The organism is Streptomyces sp. NPDC040410, assembly GCF_055595715.1.
Map to the genome: position 1 here is coordinate 335,470 of NZ_JBVIVK010000002.1, position 18,624 is coordinate 354,093.

Here is an 18,624-nt window from a genome sequence, read left to right on the forward strand (position 1 = left end):
CGGTATGCCCGATTCGCGTTCGTAGGGTGAAGACCGTGACCCTCGACGTGGATGTAGATGTCGTCCTCCCCTGCCTGAACGAAGCCGGGGCTCTTCCCTGGGTGCTGGCCCGGATCCCGGAACGCTGGCGCGCTCTCGTCGTGGACAACGGCTCCACCGACGGGTCGGCGGGGATCGCCCGCGCGCTCGGCGCGACCGTCGTGCACGAGCCGCGCCGGGGTTTCGGTGCGGCCTGCCACGCCGGGCTGACCGCGGCCACCGCCGACGTCGTGTGCTTCTGCGACTGCGACGCCTCCCTCGATCCGGGCTTGCTGGAGCCGTTCGTCCAGGAGATCCGCACGGGCGGCGCCGACCTGGTGCTCGGCCGTCGGCGGCCGCGTGGCCGGGGCGCGTGGCCCGCGCACGCCCGCGCCGGCAACCTCGCGCTCGCCCGGCTGCTGCGCCGCCGCACCGGGCTGCGTCTGCACGATCTCGGCCCCCTGCGGGCCGCCCGCCGCGAGCCGTTGCTCGCGCTCGGCCTCACCGACCGGCGCAGCGGCTACCCGCTGCAGATGGTGGTCCGCGCCGCCGACGCGGGCTGGCGGATCACCGAGCACGACGTCCCCTACCTGCCCCGGGCCGGCGCCTCGAAGGTGACGGGCACCTGGCGCGGCACCTGGCAGGCGGTACGGGACATGAGCCGCGTCCTGAACGAAGCCCCCACCAACGTCCTCGCCGAAGCCACCGCCCATGGCTGCCACGAGCCCCCCACCCGCGACCTCGACGAGACCACCGCCAACAACCTCGGCACACCCCCCGCCCGTGACCACAGCGAAGCCACCGCCGACGTCCTCAGCGAAGCCACCGCCGGTGACCGCAGCGACGCCACCGCCCGCGAAGGGAGCGAACGGTGACCACGTTGCTCGTCATCGCCAAGGAGCCGCGGCCGGGCCGGGTCAAGACCAGGCTCACCCCGCCGTTCACCCCATGGGAGGCGGCGGCACTGGCGGAAGCGGCGCTGGCCGACACGCTTCGGGCCGTGGGGGCCGCGCCCGCTTCCCGCCGCCTCCTCGTGCTGGAGGGCGCCCCGGGCCCCTGGCTCCCGCCCGGCTTCGACGTCGTACCGCAGTGCGGGGGCGGTCTGGACGCACGCCTGGCGCACGCCTTCGCCCACTGCGCCGGGCCCGCCCTGCTGATCGGCATGGACACTCCCCAGGTGACGCCGGAGCTGCTCTCCGTCGACTTCGCGGACGGCGACGCTTACTTCGGACCTGCCGAGGACGGCGGCTTCTGGGCCCTCGGGCTGGCCCGGCCCGATCCCGCTCTGCTGCGGGGTGTGCCCATGTCGACGCCGGCGACGGGGGCCGTGCAGCGTCAGCGGCTCGTCGCCGCGGGCCTGCTGGTGCGCGACCTGCCCCGGCTGCGGGACGTCGACACGGCCGCCGACGCCCATGCCGTCGCCGCGCTGGCCCCGCACGGCGGTTTCGCCGCCCGGCTGGCCCGGTGCACGGCGGCGGCGCGCCGATGAGCACTCCGCCCGCCACCCCTCCCGCCACCTGGGCCGCCGCCGACCCGTACGCCGTCGCCCTGCGCGCCGGCCGTGGCCCGCTGTTCCTGCGCCGCGCCGACGGCTGGCTCCTGCCGCTGGAGGTGGAACGCTGGTGCGCGCGGGCCGACCGGGTCGACCTGGACGTGCTGGACCGGTGCGAGGGCACCGTGCTGGACGTCGGCTGCGGACCGGGGCGGCTGGTGGCGGAACTCTCCGCCCGGGGCCGGCCCGTTCTCGGCATCGACGTCAGCGAGACCGCCGTCGATCACACCGTGCGGCTCGGGGGCCAGGCGCTGCGGCGCTCGGTCTTCGAGCCGCTGCCCGGCGAGGGCCGCTGGGGAACCGTGCTGCTCATGGACGGCAACGTCGGTATCGGCGGTGATCCTCGCGCTCTGCTGGACCGTGCGGCCGGGCTGCTGCGCCCCGGCGGCCTGCTGATCGCCGAGACCGCGCCGGTGGATGTCGACGAACGCGTCGAGGTGCAGGTCGTCGACGTCGTCGACGACATCGGCAGCTGCGGGTCCGGCGGCTCCTTTCCCTGGGCGCGGCTCGGCACTCCGGCCCTGCTGCGGTACGCGGCCCGGGCGAGGTGGAGGGCCGTCGGTCAGTGGACGACCGGCGGGCGCTGCTTCCTCGCCCTGCGCAGCCGCACCGTCAGCAGCAGCGCCGAGCCACCGAAGAGCACCGCGGTGATCAGCAGCCAGCGGGTGAGGAAGCCGTCCGGCGACAGTGCGGTGCCCAACCGGTAGCGCCGGGCCACCATCCCGGTGATCAGCGGGAACCAGACGAGCAGGAGCAGGCCGGAGAGGGCGGCCGGCACGCGCACGTACACCGCCCACTCGCGGTGGCCGGCCGCGCCGAGCCCTCGTACGGCCGCCCGGTCCGCCAGCGCGTACAGGGGCAGCAGGACGAGGTCGTGCAGCAGCGCCGCCCCCACGAACCACAGGGCCACACCGAACCAGTCGCCCGCGAGGAGCCGTACGCCCGCGTATCCGGCGAGCGCGAACGAGCAGCCGAGCAGCAGGAGTTGCAGGGGGCTGCCGAGGACGAGCCGTCGTCGCATCACAGGTCTCCGAACGTCATCCGGGCCACCCACTTGGTGTTCAGCACGCCGGGGGCGGCGGGCACGATGACGCGCGCCGGGTGGCCGTGGTCGGGGGACAGGTCCTCGCCGTTGACATACAGGGCGAGCAGGGAGCGCGGGTCGGCGACCTGATTGGCGCGCAGGGCGGCCCGGCGGAAGGCGCCGTGCCGCTGGAGGGACTCGACGAACACGTCCGGGGGGTCGCCGTCGTATCCGACGAGCGCGGCGAGGTCCCGCAGCCGCACTCCGCGCCACCACTGGTCGGACGTCGACCAGCCCTCGACGCAGGCGATCGGCAACGACGAACTGTGCATGGGGAGTTGTGCCAGCTCGGTACGGCTGAGGCGGACGGTGCCCGCACGTCCCGTGACGACGAGGCGCCAGGCGTCCTCGCCCGTCTCCGCCGCGTCGATCCCGGCGTACGCCGCGGTCTTGTTGATCTGGAAGCCGTTCGGGCCGCCGCCGGGGTCGGCTCCGCCGTGCGGGGCGAGCAGGGCCGTGCGCCGCAGCGGGCCGTCGAAGCTCTGGCCGGCCGTCGTCGCGAACAGCAGCAGCGAGCCGCCCCCGACGAACCACAGGGCACCGCGCCGGGAGACGGTCGGGGGGTCCGGGTCCGGGGAGACGAGGTCGTCCGGTTCCTCCTTGTCCCGGATGCGGCGCAGGTTGCGTACGGCCGCCGGAGTCTTCAGGGCGGCATGGGCGAGGAACGCGGCGAAGAACACCCAGGCGCCGTAGAAGTGCAGGGGGTAGAAGGAGCCGGGGAAGACGTAGTCGAGCTGGACGTTGAGGACGCCGGTCACGAACTCGAACAGCCCGCCGCCGACCAGCAGCAGCAGCGAGATCCGCTCCAGCGCGTGGGCGAGCGAGCGCGCCGGCGGCAGGGTGAAGAGCCTCGGGACGACCGACCACAGTTTGGCCAGCAGGACGGGGATCAGGGTGATGCCGAGGGTGACGTGGACGCCCTGGTTGAGCCGGTACAGCCAGTGCGGATTCGTCGGCCAGGCGAAGAGATAGAACCCGAGGACGCCCTTGTCCGGTGTCTTGTCGTTCACCGGCGACAGGTCCGGGTTGTAGGCGGCGTACGAGACCAGGCCCGTCACGAACAGCACGGTGATGCCGGCGAGCAGGACGAGGCCGAGCACCGCGGTGAACCGGGGGCCTCGCAGGGGGCTGCGCCAGAAACGGGGTGAGGTGGGAAGCACAGGAGCGTCGGCATCGCGCATGCCTCGACCGTAGGCCGGGACACCCCCGGTGAGGGGAGCGCGACCCATGACGAAACGCTGACGTCCGGCCCGGACGGAGGTCCGTGGCCCGCCGCCCGGCCTAGCGTGCCGGTGTGACCCGCGCCCTGATCCGCGACCTGTGCGCCGCCCTGGCCGCCGCCCTGCTCGTCACCGTGGCCGTGCTCGTCGGCCGCCACATCCAGAACACCCACCACACCCTGTTCGTGAACTGGCCGCCGCTGCTGGGCACCTGGGGACCGCACACCGGCCCCGGCACCCCGGCCGCCCTGCTGGTGGCGGCGGCCGTGGTGACGTACGGTCCCGTCCTCGCGGCCCGTCTGTCCTGGCGGGCCCTGCTGGCGGCGGTGTGGGGGACGGCCACGGCCTGGATCCTCTCCCTCGCCCTCGTCGACGGCTGGCAGCGGGGCGTCGCGGGCCGTCTCACCTCCCGCCACGAGTACCTCCGGGCCGTCGGCCGCTTCGACGACATCCCGGCCACCCTGCGGGACTTCACCCACCACATCCTTCTCGACTCCCCCGACAACTGGCCCGCCCATGTCGCCGGGCACCCCCCGGCCGCCACGCTCACCTTCGTCCTGCTCGACCGGGCCGGGCTGCGGGGCGGGGGCTGGGCCGGGGTGTGGTGCGTCGCCGTCGGCGCGACGGCATGCGTGGCCGTGCTGGTTGCGGTGCGGGCACTGGCGGGCGAGGGGCTCGCGCGTCGGGCGGCGCCGTTCCTGGTCCTGGCCCCGGCGGCGGTGTGGACGGGCACGTCGGCCGACGCGTACTTCGCGGCGGTCGCCGCCTGGGCGGTGGCGCTGCTGGCACTGGCCGTCACCGGGCGGTCGGTGCGCTGGGCGGCGGCGTCCGGACTGCTGTCCGGGCTCACCTGCTACCTCTCCTACGGCCTCACGCTCATGGCGCTCGTCGGCGCGGCGGTGCTGTGGCTCGGCCGGCGCCGCGTCCGGGACCGCCCCGTGCTGCTCGTGCTTCTGCTCGCCGGTCTGGCCGTCGTGCCGACGGCGTTCACGCTCGCCGGGTTCGACTGGTGGGAGGCGTACCGGCTGCTCGTCACGCGCTACCACGAGGGCGCGGGCGGGGTGCGCCCGTACGGCTACTGGGTGTGGGCAAATCTGGCGTGCGCGGTGCTGATCACGGGTCTGGCGACGGCGGCGGGGCTGCGGCGGACGGGTGCCGTGGCGTTCCGGCGGCGCACCGAGCCGCGCGACGAGGCCCGGCTCGCCCTCCTCGTGGCCGCCGCCCTCCTCGCTCTCCTGACCGCCGACCTGTCCGGCATGAGCAAGGCCGAGACGGAACGCATCTGGCTCCCCTTCGCGCTGTGGCTCCTGCCGTGCTGCGCGTTCCTCACCCGCCCCCGCGCCTGGCTGGCCGCCCAGGCTGTGCTCGCACTGCTCCTCAACCATCTGCTGCGCACCGGGTGGTGAGCCGCAGGATCAACCCTTGGTCGCGACGTAGTAGACGTTGATCGGGTCGCCCTCCACGGACTTGACGTCGACGTCCTTGAACCCGGCCTCTTCGAGCATCCGCAGTGCCGTCTCCTGGCCCCACACCGTGCCCAGGCCGGACCCGCCGGTGCTCAGGGAGGTGGTCATGCAGTAGAAGACGGAGAACCCGTAGAGCGCGGGCCCGAAGGGGTGCCCGATGTTCTTCTCCAGCCTGCTGGACGCGGCGATGTCGCCCATGAGGAACGTGCCTCCGTCACGCAGGGCGCGTGCGACCGCCGCGAGCGTCTCGGCCGGCCGCGCCAGGTCGTGGATCACGTCGAAGGCGGTGACGAGGTCGTACTCGCCGTCGATCTCCGTCGAGTCCGCCAGGATGTACTGGACGTTTTCGAGCCCGGCGCCAGCCGCCGCGGCGCGTGCGGCGGCGATCCCGTCCTCCGACCGGTCCAGACCGTGGAAGCGACTGCCCGGAAAGGCCTTCGCGAGCACGAGGGGCGCATGCCCCTGCCCCGTGCCCACGTCGAGGACGTCGATGCCGTCCCTCAGACGCTCGGTAAGTCCCGGCACGAGCGGCACCATGACGTCCACCAGGGCCACGTCGTAGACCCGGGCGCTCTCCTCGGCCTGCAGCGCCTGGAACCGCGGATAGGCCGAGTGCGGTACCCCGCCGCCGTCCCGGAAGCAGCGCACGACCTGCTGCTCGACCTCGCCCATGAGGGCGATGTAGGGCATCATGCCGGCGAGGTTGTCCGGCCCTGCCGCGGTGGTCAGGGACGCGGCGTGGGCCGGCGGCAGCGTGTAGGTCCGTCCCTCCGGCTCGTAGTCGACGAATCCGCCGACGACCATGCCGCCGAGCCACTCGCGCACGTACCTCTCGTCCAGGTCCGCCGCCTTGGCGATGTCGGCGCTGGTCGACGGGGGAAGGCCGGCCAGGGTGTCGAACAGGCCGCACTGGTGGCCGACGCCGACCAGCAGGGCCAGTGCCGCCTTGTTCAGTACGTCGGCGACCTCACCGGCGAACGCCTCCGCCTCGGCCGGATCCACTGCCGCCCGCTGCGCTTCGGGACTCGTCATGACCGCTCCTCCACTGGTTGGCCGAGAGGCGCCGGCGACCTTCGCAGGCGCCCGTCATGCCACGATATTCCCGACAGGGGGCGTGGGTCCTTACGGAACAAGAACAGCGGCTCCCGCGACGGCCGGCCCTCGGCCGGGGTCCCGGTGGCATGATCACGCGGACGGGCTCCGACGGGCTCGCGGAGATCGCCGGCGCGGTGGTCGCCGGTCCAGCCCTCACGGGCGTTGCGGGCGGGCCAAGTCGCCCCCGCCTCCCAGCCGTTGCCCGTGCGCCGGTACAGCACCGCGTGCGACGACGAGGAGTCCTTTCCCTCACCGGTGACCAGGAGGACCTGGCGTGCGTCGGGGGACTTCGGCCGGCGTCTTCGGACCCGGTCCGGGCAGCCGGCCGGGCAGGGGCGCGGCGGACGTGGCGGTGCCCGCGGGAGTCTGAGGGGGTCGGGTCCGTGTCGTACCGGCGTGGGCGGACGCCAGGGCCGGCGACCGGGCGTCGCGGGCCGGCCGCACGCCGGCCCCGTCCCCCCGCATCCGGCGAGCGTGACGGACAGGGCCACGACGGCAGCCGGATCACCGGGCGGGTCGGGCCAGGCTTCGTGGGGGACGCCCGGCGGCTTCCGGACGGGGCACGGAGACGCCACCGACGGGACGGGCGACCGGTGGGAGAAGCCATGGTCGTCAGCCCGGACGAGACAGGTGAGGAACCGGTCGGCTCCGTCGAGCGAGCTCCGACGACGGCCTGCCGCGGCCGGCTCACTTCGCGGAGCCCGCCCGCCACGGGTCCCACGGCATCGCGACGGGCCGAACACCCCAGGTTACATTTCACTCAACCCCTGGTTGCCGGGCGGTGAGCAGGTGACTATGGGTCCCATGACTCTGGCCGAGCGCGCCCTGGAGCGACTGGAAGTCTGGCCCGACCTCAGTGCGGGCCAGTCCAGTTGCGGGGCCGGGCGGGCTCTTCGCTCCGTCCACAGTGAGATCGTCCACTTCCACTCCGGTCGGGACGTCGACCTGCACCTCACCGTTCCGGCCATCGAGCGCTTCCACGCCGACCTCCTCGGGTCGACCGCGGTGCGGGTGGTGCCGGGGTCCCGGTGGGTCACCATCCACCTCGACTGCGACACGGACGTCGACCTGCTGATGAGCCTGGTCAGCGTCGCCCTCAAGGCGCACCTGGCGCAGGGGCCCGATGAGGGTCCGCCCCTCGCCGCGTGCAACTTCCGCCGCGTCACGGTGATGCCGCGCGACCACGCGGACGACCGCGGCTGAGGAGGCCGCCCGTCCCGGGGGGACGCTGCGTCAGACCGGGCGCCGCCACGACGGGTCGCGGCCCGCCAGGCCGAGCGTGCGGTGGAACAGCGGTGCGGTGGGAGGAACGGCGACTTCGGGGCCGTACACCCCGTACTTTCTGGCCATCTCCGCCCTGCCGGCGACGTCCTCGTACAGTGCCGCGGCGAGTTCGCCGTCCAGGTGCAGCGTCCGTCCGGTGGCCACCGCCAGGTCCCAGCCGTGCAGCAGCCACTCCCCCAGGACGATCCCGCCGATGAAGGGGGCGGGCATCGTCCGTTCGCCGCCGGTCATCGACGTCTCGCCCTCCCATGCCCGCGGCTCGCTCCAGATGGCGGCGACGTCCGCCGAGCGGGCGGCGTACGCCTCGGCCCAGCCCGGCTCCGCGGTGAAGTCATGGCCTTCCGGCACCTGCTCCGGCAGATCCTGCGGCGACTGCTTGAGTCCCGCGGCGTACCCCCGTACACCGGTCTGGAAGATCAGGTGGTTCACGAGTGCCCCGACCGTCATCTCCCGGCACGGAGTGGGCTCGTCGAACTCGTGCGGTCCGACGGCGCGCACGATGCCCACGGCCGCTTCCGAGGCCCGGGCCATCACGGATCTCAGCTCCATGTCATCACTTCCCCGCTGCTCGTGAGGCCACGGTAGGCAGGACGCCGGTGACGGCGCTTGAAGAAACGCGACATCGGGCCGCCCTCACCCTCGAACGGCTGCTCACGGAGGTGCAGCGGGCCACACCTCCGGTTCGGGTCCGTCGCCGCCGGATCGCGGCCTTGCCGTCGGGCAGGTACTCGGTGCAGGCGCTCGGTGCGGGCCGGGTGCAGGCCGGCGGAGAGCCGCCGACCGTTGCCTCAGCTCTTGATGTCGCCGATCTTCGGGGCAAGCTCGAAGTGGTAGTGGGCCCGGCCGAAATGGCGTATCACAGCCCCGCCCCAGGCGCCGTCACTGACCATTTTCTCAAGCGCCTTGTTGATCTCGTCGACGGTTCGGGTGTCGCCCTTCTTCACGCCGATGCCGTAGTTCTCGTTGCTCAGCTGGAGGCCGGCCAGCTTGAACCGGCCCTTGTACTGCTCCTGGGCGGCGAAACCGGCGAGGATCGAGTCGTCGGTGGTCACCGCGTCCACGGCGCCGCTCTGCAGGCCCTCGATGCACTCCAAGTAGGAGCTGTACTCCTTGAGGTGGGCCTTCGGAGCGATCTTGTTCTTGACGTTCTGGGCCGAGGTCGAGCCCGTCACCGAGCACAGGTTCTTGCCGTTGAGGTCGGTTCCCTCGCTGATGTCCGAGTCCGATCTCACCAGCACATCCTGGTGGGCCAGCAGGTACGGGCCGGCGAAGTCGACCTTCTGCTTGCGCTCGTCGGTGATCGAGTAGGTGGCCGCGATGAACCTCACGTCGCCGCGCGAGAGGGCGTTCTCACGGTCGGCGCTCTTGGTCTCGACGAACTCGATCTGGTCCGGGTGGTAGCCGAGCTCCTTGGCTATGTAGGTGGCGACGTCCACGTCGAAGCCGACGAAGGAGCCGTTGGGCTCCTTCAGGCCGAGGCCGGGCTGGTCGTACTTGATGCCGATCTTGATGGTGCCGCCGCTGCCGGCGTCGTCCTTGCCGTCACCCGCTCCACAGGCCGTAGCGGTCAGGGAGAGGACGAGCGTAGCCGCGGCCGCGGCCGAGACCTTGCGGAGCTTCATGGTGAACTTCCTTCACGTGTTCAGGAGATGGCGTGTTGCTGGATCTTCGACGATGCGGCCCTCGGCCATGAACACCACGCGGTTTGCAGCCGGGCGAAGCCCATCCCATGGGTGACGGCGATCATGGTCATGCCGTCGCGGGCGAGCTGCCGCATGACCTCCAGGACCTGTTGCTCATCTCCGGGTCGAGAGCCGACGTCGGCTCGTCGAAGAACATGACCTCAAGGGTCCATGGCCGGCGCCCGCGCGATGGCGACGCGCTGCTGCTGACCGCCGGACAGCCGGCGGGGTACTCGTCGGCCTGGGTCCCGCGCCGACCCGGTCGGCCAGGGCGCGGGCCTTCTCCTCCGCCTTCTTCCTGCTTCGTCCTGTCAGTCTCGCGGACCTTGATCCGGCCCAGCATCGATCTGGCCCCGCATCACGTTCTCGAGCACGGTCCTGTGCGCGAACAGGTTGAAGGAGGCGAAGACCCTCCGACGCCGGCACGCGGCCGGGCCAGCGCCTTGCCCTCCTCGGGCAGGGCCCTGCCGTCGTCGCGATCGTGCCGGAGTAATCGCCTCCAGGCCGTTGACGTGCGGCACAGGGGGGACTCCCCGGACCCGGAGGGCCCGATCACCACGACGACCTCGCCGCGAGCGATCGTCACGCCGGCCACCGATCCTTCGGTCATCGCACCATGACTCTGTCCTACTCGGTTGCGGAGGAGAGTAACGACCTGCATGACCATCGTCATTACATTTGAGCGGAATCTGAGCAAGGACCTGCTGTCCATGGTCGACTAGTGCCGCGTCAGCCAAGGTTTGCCCGTCAAGGAGCGGCGTCCGGTGCGTGCTCTCGGCGTGCCGGCCGGAAGTCCTCGTACTGGACGTACTTGGGCTTTCGGCCGGTGCGGCGAGAGGGCGTGCCGGACGCCGCGACGGGGCGAACCTTGGCTGACGCGGCACTAGGGTGGCGGGCCCAGGTCCCGCCCTCGGAGAACGGCTGCAAGACCGTCATGGTCATCGGCGCCGGAGCGGCCCTGCTCGCCTTCGCCGTCGCCTCCCCCATCCCCGGCCGGACCGCCACCGCGGCCACGGTGGTCGCCTCCGGCCCCGCCGGACGGAGCGAGGCCGAGAAGGCCCCCCGGTCCAAGGCGTGAGCCGCTCCGGGGCAAACGAACCGAGGCGGCCGCCTCCCGCGTGGGTGCGGGGGCGGCCGCCCTGCAGGTGTACTGCTTGTCTGCCTCCCTGACGGCACCCCCGGGCCCCGGCCGTTCCGCCTTCCCGCAGCGGGAGCGACCGATTTGCCTTGCGGCCGGGCTCGTCCGGGGCCCCGAAAAACGGATCCGGCGAATGCTCGCCATTCCACTCAATCGGGCGATAATCGGAACATGAGTACCGCGACGCTTGAACTGGCGGCCACGGCGAGCGATGTGCTCAACGTGGGAGGCGCCTTTCTCGGTGGCCTGATCATCACCGGTGCACTGATCTGGGCCGTGAGTCTGGGCATGAAGGTCCGGGACGAGGAACTGCCGCGTCCCGAGCCGGAGGAGCAGCCCAGGCTGCCCGCGACCGGCGCGGTCCACGAGATCCGGGAGATGCGGGAAGCGGAAGAAGTCCCGATCGCGGCGGACGAGTCGGAACGGCTCATGCCGTACCAGCTCCGCCATGCCGGAACCAGGCGAGGAAAGGACCAGCACCGACGGCGCTGGCTGCCCGGATCCAGCGGATCCTTCGGCAGCGGCGGCCTCGGGCACACGTAACCCGTCCGCAGGCGTGCCCGGCGTCGGTCGCGTCCGGGACACCGACCCACGGCCGCCGCTGGTGGAGCGGTCTCTCTGTGCGACAGGGCCTGGCCGGCCTCAGGCCCTGTGGGCCCGTCCCGGAGACGGAGGGCTCGGCGGCATGCCTCCCGGCCGGTGTGTCGACAGCGCCCAGATCACGAAGATGTCGACAGCGATCATGATGACCGACCAGACGGGCGCGTACGGCAGGAACAGGAACTGGATGATCATGCTCAGGGAGGCCATGAAGATGCCGGTGACGCGGGCCCAGCCGGCGCCTCTGAGGATGCCCCCGCCGGCGGCGGCGGCCACGACTCCCAGAACGAGGAGGATCACACCCCAGCCGGTGAGGTTGATCTCGTAGACGTAGTCGCCGATGCGGGCGTACACATCGTCCTCGGCGATCGCGGAGATGCCCTGGAAGATCGCCAGGATGCCGTTCATCAGCAGCAGGACACCGGCGAAGACGATGCCTCCCGTGGCCCAGCCGGTGTCCGGCGCCGGGCCGTAGCGGTCGGCCTCGGTCTCCTGGCCGGCCTGCCGTCGGCCCTCGCTCTCGCTCCAGGCCGGTGGCGTCTTTCCTTCGCCGGTCGGCGGCTGCGTAGCGTGCGGCTGCTGGGTCATGCCGTACCTCATTCTCCCGGGGCGGGCGGCCGCGTACCCCGTCCGTCCGCGTGTCGTCGGTGCTTCGACGATCCGGCCGGTCGCGTACCGCCACCACGGGGGCGCGGCCGTTCGGGTGACGCCCGGCATGCGGCCGTACGGCTGCCGATCTTCACTGGGACCGGGGATCCACCCCCGGACACCGGGAACCACCTCCCGGACACCGGGAAGGGGAGCACCCCGGACGAAGACGAACCCTGGAGGCGAGATGACCGGTTACCGTCCGCGCCGGACGACGGTCGCGGCACTGACGGCGGCCGTGGCGACCGCGGCCGTCGCGCTGGCCGGCTGTTCCGACGACGAGAGCCCGTCGAGCGTGGTGAGCAAGGCCGAGTCCGCGGTCCGGTCGGTGGGCGGAGAGGCGACGGCCGCCGCGTCCTCGCTCGCGTCCGAGGCCGGGGAGGCGATCGCGTCGGCGACCGCGGAGGCGGGCCGCAGGTTCGACGACATCAAGGGCGGCGTCGACGCGAAGGACGCCGTCACGCTCGGCGCCCCGGCCACCGGCGGCGACGGACGTACGACGGTCCCGATCACCGCCGACAACACCACCGACTCGGCGAAGTCCTTCCTGGTCCAGATCGACTTCACCGACCAAGGCGGCAAGGTCCTCGACGTGGTCGTCGTCACCGTCTCCGACGTACCGGCGAAGGGCTCGGGCAAGGCCACCGCCCGCAGCAACCGCGACCTGACCGGCACGGTGAAGGCGGAGGTCAAGCGGGCAGTGCGGTACTGACCCGGCATCGGCCTTCCGCCGGTCCGGCCGCACGAAGAACCCGGCCGGCGACAGCGCCCGCCCCACCCGGACAGCCGCGTCGCGTATGGACGGGCACCCCGCCCCCTGCAACGGACAGGGCGGCCGGAGACCGCACGCCGGCGGACGGAGCGCACAGGGCGACGCGGGCGGGGGCGACGACCGGCGGACGGCGACCCGACGGGGCCACGGGACGACCGGGCCCTGACGCGACGAGACGAGGCGGGACCATGACCGACACACCCGCGGCCTTCACCGAGCAGGACTACGCGGCCCGTATGACCCGCGCCGCCCGCGACGCGGCCGCCGCCGGGCTCGCCGGGCTGCTGGTCACGCCCGGCCCCGACATGGTCCGGCTGTGCGGCTACCGGCCCACGGCGATCACCGAGCGCCTCACCCTGCTGGTCCTGGCCCCCGACTCCGAACCCCGCCTGCTGGTACCGGCGCTGGAACGCCCGGACGCGGAGGCCGCCCCGGGCGCGGACGCCCTGCGCATCTCCATCTGGAGGGACGGCCAGGACCCGTACGCCGCCGCGGCGGGCCTGCTCCGCCCGCACGGACACTACGGCGTCGCCGACTCCACCTGGGCGGTGCACCTGCTGGGTCTGCAGGAGGCGCTGCCGCTGACCACGTACCGGCCGCTGACCGTCGCGCTGCCGATGCTGCGCGCGGTCAAGGACGAGCACGAGGTGGCGAGGCTGGCGGCCGCGGGCGCGGCGGCGGACGCGGTGTACGAGGAGATCCTCGCCGTACGGTTCGCCGGGCGCCGCGAGCGGGACGTGGCCGCCGACCTCGGCCGGCTGCTGCGCGAACACGGCCACAGCCAGGTCGACTTCACCGTGGTCGGCTCCGGGCCCAACGGCGCCGACCCGCACCACGAGGCGGGCGAGCGCACCATCCGGGACGGCGACATGGTGGTCCTGGACTTCGGCGGCCTGCGCGACGGCTACGGCTCCGGCACCACCCGCACGGTCCACGTCGGCGAACCGACCGAGGAGGAGCGCGCCGTCCACGACATCGTGCGCGAGGCCCAGCAGGCGGCCTTCGAGGCCGTCCGCCCGGGTGTGACCTGCCAGGAGATCGACCGGGTGGCCCGCACGGTGATCGGCGACGCCGGGTACGCCGCGTACTTCGTCCACCGCACCGGCCACGGCATCGGAGTCACCACGCACGAACCGCCGTACCTGGTGGAGGGCGAGGAACAGCCCCTGGTGCCCGGCATGTGCTTCTCCATCGAACCCGGCATCTACCTCCCGGACCGCTTCGGGGTGCGCATCGAGGACATCGTGACGTGCGCGGAGGACGCGGGGCGCCGCCTCAACAACACCCCGCACGAGATGGCGATCGTGACCTGAGGCCCGGCCCCGGCCGGGGCTCGCTCTCCCCCTCGCACAGGCACCCCTCAGCTGACTCTTTACCAAATCAAAAGGTTTCCGGTGGCCCCGCGTCCGTACTTCTGTGCGTCCGACCCGCCTGCCGGCGGGCTCCCCGACCGGGCAGGAGGCACGGTGCGCTTTTCGCGGAACGCGACGGGAACTCTCTTCGTTGGCGGTGCCCTCAGCCTGACTCTCGTCGCGCTGGTCTATCCGTCGATGCTCGGCGTCGACACCGCCACGAGCTCCCCCGACCGGATCATCGCCCAGACCCAGTGGGGACCGCTCACGGAATCGGACCGGGACTTCGTGGTCAAGGTGCGCGCGGCCGGGCTGTGGGAGTACCCCGTGGGCCAGATCGGGCTGCAGAAGGGGCAGAGCAAGGCCGTCAAAACCGCCAGCGAGCATCTGATCGACGGGCACGCGGCCCTGGACACCACCTGCCGCAAGATCGCGCCGATGCTGAACATCACACTGCCCAACGTGGCCAGCCCTCAGCAGGTGGGGTTCGTCAACACCCTGAGCGCGTCCCAGGGCAAGCAGTTCGACGTCGACTTCGCCAACATCCTTCGCCAGACGCACGGTTCCATCTTCAACACGGTCGCGAAGATCCGCTCAACCACCAAGAACACCCTGGTGCGTGCCCTGGCCGACCAGGCCAACAACACCGTGCTCGACCACATCACCGTGATGGAGAAGACCGGCCTGGTCGACTTCGACCAGACACTGTTCCAGCAGACCACCCCGCCGAAGCTGCCCAAGGCGGAACTGACTCCGCCGCCCCCGGCGGCTGGCCAGCCGATGGTGGTCCTCACGCCGCCGCCGACCGCCACGTCCACCCCTGTGGACATCGACGGCGCGGCGGCCGGTGGGGCGACCCCGTCCCCTTCGGCGGGGTGAGCGGCCGCTCCTCACAGACCCTCCACCGTCGCCAGCCACAGCTTCACGTACCGCTCCACGTCCACGTCCAACCCCACATCCACAAGGGTCTGTTCACGCCCTCCTCCGTGGATCTCGGACTCGCCGGGACGCGGGCGGCGGTCGACGACCGTCTGGCCACGGGTCGGGCCCGGGGCCAGGGCGACGTCCACCGGCAGGCGTTCGGTGGTCAGCCCTTCCGGATCGACGACCGCGCAGACCGCGCCGGCGTCGCCCAGACCGCCGCTCGGGGTGGGGTCCCCCGAGGTGGCCGGGTCCCGGTGCGCGAGCAGTTCGCCGGCCATCCGAAGGCGCGGTTCCGCGCTCGCGCGCAGCCTCTGCACGTCCGCGGCCGGGACGAGGACCCGCTTGAACACGTCGAGGCCGTACATCGTGATCGGCACCCCGGCCGTGAGCAGGATCGCGGCCGCCTCCGGGTCGTGCCACACGTTGAACTCGGCGACCGGCGTGGCGTTTCCGGTCGCCACCGCGCCGCCCATGAACACGATCCGCTCGATGTTCCGCACCACCTCCGGGTGGGTCCTGAGCAGCAGCGCGATGTTCGTCAACGGCGCGGTGGGGATCAGCGTGACCGGACTCGGGGAGGCGAGGATCTCGCGCCGCAGCAGCGTCACCGCGTCCACGGCGACCGGCGTGCGGGTCGGTGCGGGCAGACCGAGGTCGCCCATGCCGTCCTGCCCGTGCACGTGCCGGGCCGTGCGCACGGGCTCGACCAGCGGGCGCTCCGCACCCCGGGCGACCGGGACGCCCGGAGCACCCGCCTGCTCCAGCACGGTCAGGGTGTTGCGGACGACCCCGTCCACGTCGGTGTTGCCCGCCACGCAGGTCACCGCGCGCAGGTCGAGAGCGGGGTGGCGGACGGCGAACAGCAGGGCCAGTGCGTCGTCGACACCGGTGTCGCAGTCGATGATCACCGGGATGGGCTGACCGTTCACGGCGGACTTCCTCTCTCTACCCGCGCTCTCCACACGCTGTGAGAGCGACGCGCTGCACAGGCGACCCTATGCACCAGGCCAGAGTTCGGTTCCGCGTGCCTCGGCAACGGCCGCGATGCGCCGCGGGAGGTCCGCGGCGGGCAGGCTCCCCGGGCGCGGAGGCCGGCGGCCCTCTCGCAGGACCGCGAAAAACATGACGGGGCGAGGAACCGGGAACGGCGAAACCCGGGGCACTCACCCCGGGGCTTCGGACTGGGTCAGATATCAGCGCGCCGCGACACTCTCCGGCGTCGTCGCGGACGGACGGGCGCGCTGCATGCGGGGACCGCAACAGCGGCACGGACGGACTCGCGACCGGATTTCCGTCCGTCGGCATGGGCGCCGGTAACCCGGACGGCCCGTCTCGCTGGTGGACCGCGCCGCCCGGTGGTGCCGTTGGAGGACCTACTCGATCTTGAGCAGTCTCTTCAGGGAGGCCCCCTTGACCCCGTCCCCGGCCCGCACCGTCCTCGCCTCGGCGCTCTCCCTCACCGCACTGCTGGCCGCCTCCGGCTGCTCGCTCGGCACGTTCGCCGGGCACGCGCCCGCCGCCTCCCCCACGGCCGAACCGTCCGGGCCTCACGCCTCCCCGGCCGCCGCCGCCGCGCTGACCGAGGCGCAGGCGCAGGCCGCCCTGATCACCCCGGCCGACCTCGGAGACCCGTGGGCGCCGACGCAGGGTGCCGCGACCTGGCGGGACTCCCTGCTCAAGGCGACCTCGGACAGCCCCGACTGCCGACGGCTGCTCGACGCGGTCTACTCCGAGGAACTCTTCGGCGGGGCCGCCCGGACCCGCGCGGCGACCGGCCTCGACGACGGCATGGACGAGGCCCAGCTGCGCTACCAGATCCTCACCGCCGGCCCGGCGGCCGTGGACCGCACGCTGGCCTGGCTGAAGACGCTGCCAGAGAAGTGCGGGCAGTTCACGGCCACGGCCACCGGGGGCTATGTGCAGGCCGTCGAGGTCGGCGAGACGCCGCTGCCGTCCGTGGGAGACGCCCGGCAGGGCCTGCGGATCACACTGGCCGGCGAGAGCGCCGACGGCGAGCCCACGGAGCTCACCGTGGACGTCGCCGCGGTCCGCGTCGGCGAGGACACGATCGCCCTCACCAACGGCGGCCTCGGCTATGTGTCGTCGGACGTCACGCAGGCGGTCGTACAACTCGGGGCCGAGCGCCTGGAGGAGGTCCGAAGGCAGGGCCGGGTGGAGGTCTGACCGTCAACTCAGCTTGTCGACGGCCTTCTTGGCCTCCTTCAAACCGGCCCCGGTGACCTCCCGGTACACCTTGATCGCCTCGATCTTCCTGCCGTCCCGCGCGAGCGCGGCCACCTCGTCCATCCGCGGGTACCGCAGACCCAGTCCCAAGTGGTCGAGGATCAGGTCGAGTTTGCGTTCGACGCGCTCAACCCGGCGGTTGGCACGCGAGATTCTGCTCTCGAGGCCGCCGATACCCAAGAGCACCGCCACGCCCAGGAACGCCCCCAGTATTTCCATGGTCCAAGAGCATAGGGTCCAAGGTCAGTCGGATGGGTCCCGGTCGAAACGCACCAGGTGCGTCACCACGTCGCGGGCGACGTCGAGGGCCGTTCGCCCGTGGGTGAACGCGTGGGCCCGCATCCGGACCAGAGCCTCGTCCGCGCCGATGCCGAGCTGAGCCATGATCATTCCGGTGGCCTGGTAGATCTCGTCGTGGTCCGCGGCGAGACCGGCCAGCCAGAGTTCCTCTCCGCGCATGCCGTTCTCGTCGTCGTGAGGCAACGCCGTCAGGGCCACCGTCATGACCCCGGCCATGATCTGCGCGGTGCGCAGCTGGCGGCCGGTGAGCTCGCCGGGGGTCCCGCGGTAGAGGTCGAGTGTGCCCACGCACACCTCGTCGCTGCCCAGTGGCATCGAGTACGTCGCCCGCACCCCGGCGGCCGTCGCCTCCTGGGCGAACACCGGCCAGCGCGAGGCGTCCCGGCCGCCCGTCAGATCGCAGGCGAGCACGGGCGTACGGCTTCGCGCCGCGCACTGGCAGGGCCCGTCACCGAGCGTGGCCTGGATCTCCGTCACGTATGCGGCCTGCGCGCTGCTCGCCCCCAGCTGGACCGGCAGCCCGTCACTGTGCAGCGACACGCTCGCGCCGCTCACCGGCAGCAACTCCACGGCCACCGCGCACAGCCGCCCCGGGAGCTCACCGGGACCGACGTCCCGCACACGCCGCGCGATCACCTCGGCCGCGAGCGCGTCGGCCGGTTCCTCGTCGATGTACCGGCCGGACCTCCGCGGGTCGTCGCCGGTCGGCCCCGGGCCGGCACCCTGGCTGCCGTGGCGGTCGTCCCTGGGCCGCACGCCCACCGCCTCCTTCGCTCGGGCCGGCCTGGTCGTCCGGGCCCGGGACGGGCCGGCAGGCTTCGGCACGGCTCGGGATCGCCGCCCCCGGACGACGCCCGACTACCCATGGCCCACCCGGCGAAACCGCGCCTGCTCGGGACACGCCCACCGCGACTCGTACGGAGCCGGCGGCTGCTTCACCGGCCGCCCGGAGGGGGCGTCCGAGCGCCTGCGGCCAGGCGGCGTCGGTGCGGAGCCCCCTCGGGGTGCCAGGTTCCGGTGACGGCGACCCGGGTGTCGACGGGCGGCGCGCCGGCCCCCTCGCCTCGACCTTGCCCATCGTGGCGTGGGCGGCGCAGCGGGTCACAAGGAGCAGGGTGACGTACCGGGCGCCGCCGTCACCGTGCGTGACGAACCCGGTCATACGGAGCGTACGGCTCCTCAGCGACCGCCCGCTGTCGTAGATCGCCCGGGAGCCGAACTCGGCCATCCCAGCTCCAGGGGCTC

At 72.6% G+C, this 18,624-nt stretch carries 18 protein-coding genes and 2 pseudogenes; 11 read left to right on the forward strand and 9 right to left on the reverse strand.

Annotated features, from left to right (window positions below; genetic code table 11):
• Nucleotides 1–35: 35 nt before the first annotated feature.
• The 3 genes and pseudogenes from ACZ562_RS05545 to ACZ562_RS05555 form a co-directional block, all read left to right on the forward strand.
• A pseudogene (locus tag ACZ562_RS05545) lies at nt 36–701 on the forward strand (glycosyltransferase family 2 protein); the annotation flags it as partial.
• A 188-nt stretch (nt 702–889) separates the two neighbouring features.
• Nucleotides 890–1,507 carry a TIGR04282 family arsenosugar biosynthesis glycosyltransferase gene (locus tag ACZ562_RS05550; protein ID WP_471174335.1) on the forward strand — a complete coding sequence of 206 codons (618 nt, stop codon included), beginning with the start codon at nt 890–892 and terminating at the stop codon, nt 1,505–1,507.
• Nucleotides 1,504–2,277, forward strand: a complete 774-nt coding sequence (locus ACZ562_RS05555; protein ID WP_471174336.1) for a class I SAM-dependent methyltransferase — start codon at nt 1,504–1,506, stop codon at nt 2,275–2,277. Before ACZ562_RS05550 ends, ACZ562_RS05555 begins: the two co-directional genes overlap by 4 nt.
• Before the next feature lie 313 nt (nt 2,278–2,590).
• Here ACZ562_RS05555 and ACZ562_RS05560 read toward each other — a convergent pair whose 3' ends face one another.
• Nucleotides 2,591–3,835 carry a molybdopterin-dependent oxidoreductase gene (locus ACZ562_RS05560; protein ID WP_471174337.1) on the reverse strand — a complete coding sequence of 415 codons (1,245 nt, stop codon included), beginning with the start codon at nt 3,833–3,835 and terminating at the stop codon, nt 2,591–2,593.
• A gap of 113 nt (nt 3,836–3,948) precedes the next feature.
• On the opposite strand from ACZ562_RS05560, the gene ACZ562_RS05565 reads away from it, so the two are divergent.
• Entirely contained in the window at nt 3,949–5,280 is a 1,332-nt protein-coding gene (locus tag ACZ562_RS05565; RefSeq protein ID WP_471174338.1) for a hypothetical protein, read from the forward strand.
• 9 nt (nt 5,281–5,289) lie between these two features.
• Here ACZ562_RS05565 and ACZ562_RS05570 read toward each other — a convergent pair whose 3' ends face one another.
• A complete protein-coding gene (locus ACZ562_RS05570) occupies nt 5,290–6,372 on the reverse strand; it encodes a class I SAM-dependent methyltransferase (protein WP_471174339.1) in 1,083 nt (360 codons plus the stop codon).
• An 867-nt stretch (nt 6,373–7,239) separates the two neighbouring features.
• Here ACZ562_RS05570 and ACZ562_RS05575 point away from each other — a divergent pair.
• Nucleotides 7,240–7,638: a luciferase domain-containing protein gene (locus tag ACZ562_RS05575; RefSeq protein ID WP_471174340.1), complete on the forward strand. Its 399-nt coding sequence runs from the start codon at nt 7,240–7,242 to the stop codon at nt 7,636–7,638.
• Between the two features lie 30 nt (nt 7,639–7,668).
• Here ACZ562_RS05575 and ACZ562_RS05580 read toward each other — a convergent pair whose 3' ends face one another.
• The 3 genes and pseudogenes from ACZ562_RS05580 to ACZ562_RS05590 form a co-directional block, all read right to left on the reverse strand.
• The gene (locus ACZ562_RS05580) at nt 7,669–8,268 is read right to left on the reverse strand and encodes a TIGR03086 family metal-binding protein (protein ID WP_471174341.1); all 600 of its coding nucleotides are present in this window, start codon (nt 8,266–8,268) and stop codon (nt 7,669–7,671) included.
• 239 nt (nt 8,269–8,507) lie between these two features.
• Nucleotides 8,508–9,341, reverse strand: a complete 834-nt coding sequence (locus ACZ562_RS05585; RefSeq protein WP_471174342.1) for a glutamate ABC transporter substrate-binding protein — start codon at nt 9,339–9,341, stop codon at nt 8,508–8,510.
• A gap of 12 nt (nt 9,342–9,353) precedes the next feature.
• A pseudogene (locus ACZ562_RS05590) lies at nt 9,354–10,074 on the reverse strand (amino acid ABC transporter ATP-binding protein).
• Between the two features lie 195 nt (nt 10,075–10,269).
• On the opposite strand from ACZ562_RS05590, the gene ACZ562_RS05595 reads away from it, so the two are divergent.
• Together ACZ562_RS05595 and ACZ562_RS05600 are read left to right on the forward strand one after the other, a co-directional pair.
• Nucleotides 10,270–10,479 carry a hypothetical protein gene (locus ACZ562_RS05595; protein ID WP_471174343.1) on the forward strand — a complete coding sequence of 70 codons (210 nt, stop codon included), beginning with the start codon at nt 10,270–10,272 and terminating at the stop codon, nt 10,477–10,479.
• 231 nt (nt 10,480–10,710) lie between these two features.
• Complete coding sequence (locus ACZ562_RS05600) at nt 10,711–11,082, forward strand: DUF6479 family protein (RefSeq protein WP_471174344.1); 372 nt, start codon at nt 10,711–10,713, stop codon at nt 11,080–11,082.
• Between the two features lie 99 nt (nt 11,083–11,181).
• Here ACZ562_RS05600 and ACZ562_RS05605 read toward each other — a convergent pair whose 3' ends face one another.
• A complete protein-coding gene (locus tag ACZ562_RS05605; protein WP_471174345.1) occupies nt 11,182–11,727 on the reverse strand; it encodes a DUF7144 family membrane protein in 546 nt (181 codons plus the stop codon).
• Nucleotides 11,728–11,974: 247 nt separating this feature from the next.
• Here ACZ562_RS05605 and ACZ562_RS05610 point away from each other — a divergent pair, with 247 nt between their 5' ends.
• From ACZ562_RS05610 to ACZ562_RS05620, 3 genes are all read left to right on the forward strand, one after another.
• On the forward strand, nt 11,975–12,499 hold the full coding sequence (locus ACZ562_RS05610) for a hypothetical protein (protein ID WP_471174346.1): 525 nt from the start codon (nt 11,975–11,977) through the stop codon (nt 12,497–12,499).
• Between the two features lie 248 nt (nt 12,500–12,747).
• Nucleotides 12,748–13,872 carry a M24 family metallopeptidase gene (locus ACZ562_RS05615; protein ID WP_471174347.1) on the forward strand — a complete coding sequence of 375 codons (1,125 nt, stop codon included), beginning with the start codon at nt 12,748–12,750 and terminating at the stop codon, nt 13,870–13,872.
• A 153-nt stretch (nt 13,873–14,025) separates the two neighbouring features.
• A complete protein-coding gene (locus ACZ562_RS05620; protein WP_471174348.1) occupies nt 14,026–14,790 on the forward strand; it encodes a DUF4142 domain-containing protein in 765 nt (254 codons plus the stop codon).
• An 11-nt stretch (nt 14,791–14,801) separates the two neighbouring features.
• On the opposite strand, the gene ACZ562_RS05625 is transcribed toward ACZ562_RS05620, so the two are convergent.
• Nucleotides 14,802–15,764 (reverse strand): nucleoside hydrolase, encoded by a 963-nt coding sequence (locus ACZ562_RS05625; RefSeq protein ID WP_471174349.1) that lies wholly within the window; start codon nt 15,762–15,764, stop codon nt 14,802–14,804.
• Nucleotides 15,765–16,245: 481 nt separating this feature from the next.
• On the opposite strand from ACZ562_RS05625, the gene ACZ562_RS05630 reads away from it, so the two are divergent.
• The gene (locus ACZ562_RS05630) at nt 16,246–17,019 is read left to right on the forward strand and encodes a hypothetical protein (protein ID WP_471174350.1); all 774 of its coding nucleotides are present in this window, start codon (nt 16,246–16,248) and stop codon (nt 17,017–17,019) included.
• Nucleotides 17,020–17,022: 3 nt separating this feature from the next.
• Here ACZ562_RS05630 and ACZ562_RS05635 read toward each other — a convergent pair whose 3' ends face one another.
• Together ACZ562_RS05635 and ACZ562_RS05640 are read right to left on the reverse strand one after the other, a co-directional pair.
• On the reverse strand, nt 17,023–17,298 hold the full coding sequence (locus ACZ562_RS05635) for a ribosomal protein L7/L12 (RefSeq protein ID WP_471174351.1): 276 nt from the start codon (nt 17,296–17,298) through the stop codon (nt 17,023–17,025).
• Nucleotides 17,299–17,322: 24 nt separating this feature from the next.
• Nucleotides 17,323–18,141, reverse strand: coding sequence for a GAF and ANTAR domain-containing protein (locus tag ACZ562_RS05640; protein ID WP_471174352.1), 819 nt, complete (start codon nt 18,139–18,141; stop codon nt 17,323–17,325).
• Nucleotides 18,142–18,624 lie beyond the last annotated feature (483 nt).

What these genes read in the sequence shown, in the direction of transcription:
- ACZ562_RS05555 (WP_471174336.1), top strand. Translation starts at nt 1,504, where the DNA reads ATGAGCACTCCGCCCGCCACCCCTCCCGCCACCTGGGCCGCCGCCGAC.
- ACZ562_RS05560 (WP_471174337.1), bottom strand. Translation starts at nt 3,835, where the DNA reads ATGCGCGATGCCGACGCTCCTGTGCTTCCCACCTCACCCCGTTTCTGG.
- ACZ562_RS05570 (WP_471174339.1), bottom strand. Translation starts at nt 6,372, where the DNA reads ATGACGAGTCCCGAAGCGCAGCGGGCGGCAGTGGATCCGGCCGAGGCG.
- ACZ562_RS05575 (WP_471174340.1), top strand. Translation starts at nt 7,240, where the DNA reads ATGACTCTGGCCGAGCGCGCCCTGGAGCGACTGGAAGTCTGGCCCGAC.
- ACZ562_RS05580 (WP_471174341.1), bottom strand. Translation starts at nt 8,268, where the DNA reads ATGGAGCTGAGATCCGTGATGGCCCGGGCCTCGGAAGCGGCCGTGGGC.
- ACZ562_RS05585 (WP_471174342.1), bottom strand. Translation starts at nt 9,341, where the DNA reads ATGAAGCTCCGCAAGGTCTCGGCCGCGGCCGCGGCTACGCTCGTCCTC.
- ACZ562_RS05600 (WP_471174344.1), top strand. Translation starts at nt 10,711, where the DNA reads ATGAGTACCGCGACGCTTGAACTGGCGGCCACGGCGAGCGATGTGCTC.
- ACZ562_RS05605 (WP_471174345.1), bottom strand. Translation starts at nt 11,727, where the DNA reads ATGACCCAGCAGCCGCACGCTACGCAGCCGCCGACCGGCGAAGGAAAG.
- ACZ562_RS05610 (WP_471174346.1), top strand. Translation starts at nt 11,975, where the DNA reads ATGACCGGTTACCGTCCGCGCCGGACGACGGTCGCGGCACTGACGGCG.
- ACZ562_RS05615 (WP_471174347.1), top strand. Translation starts at nt 12,748, where the DNA reads ATGACCGACACACCCGCGGCCTTCACCGAGCAGGACTACGCGGCCCGT.
- ACZ562_RS05635 (WP_471174351.1), bottom strand. Translation starts at nt 17,298, where the DNA reads ATGGAAATACTGGGGGCGTTCCTGGGCGTGGCGGTGCTCTTGGGTATC.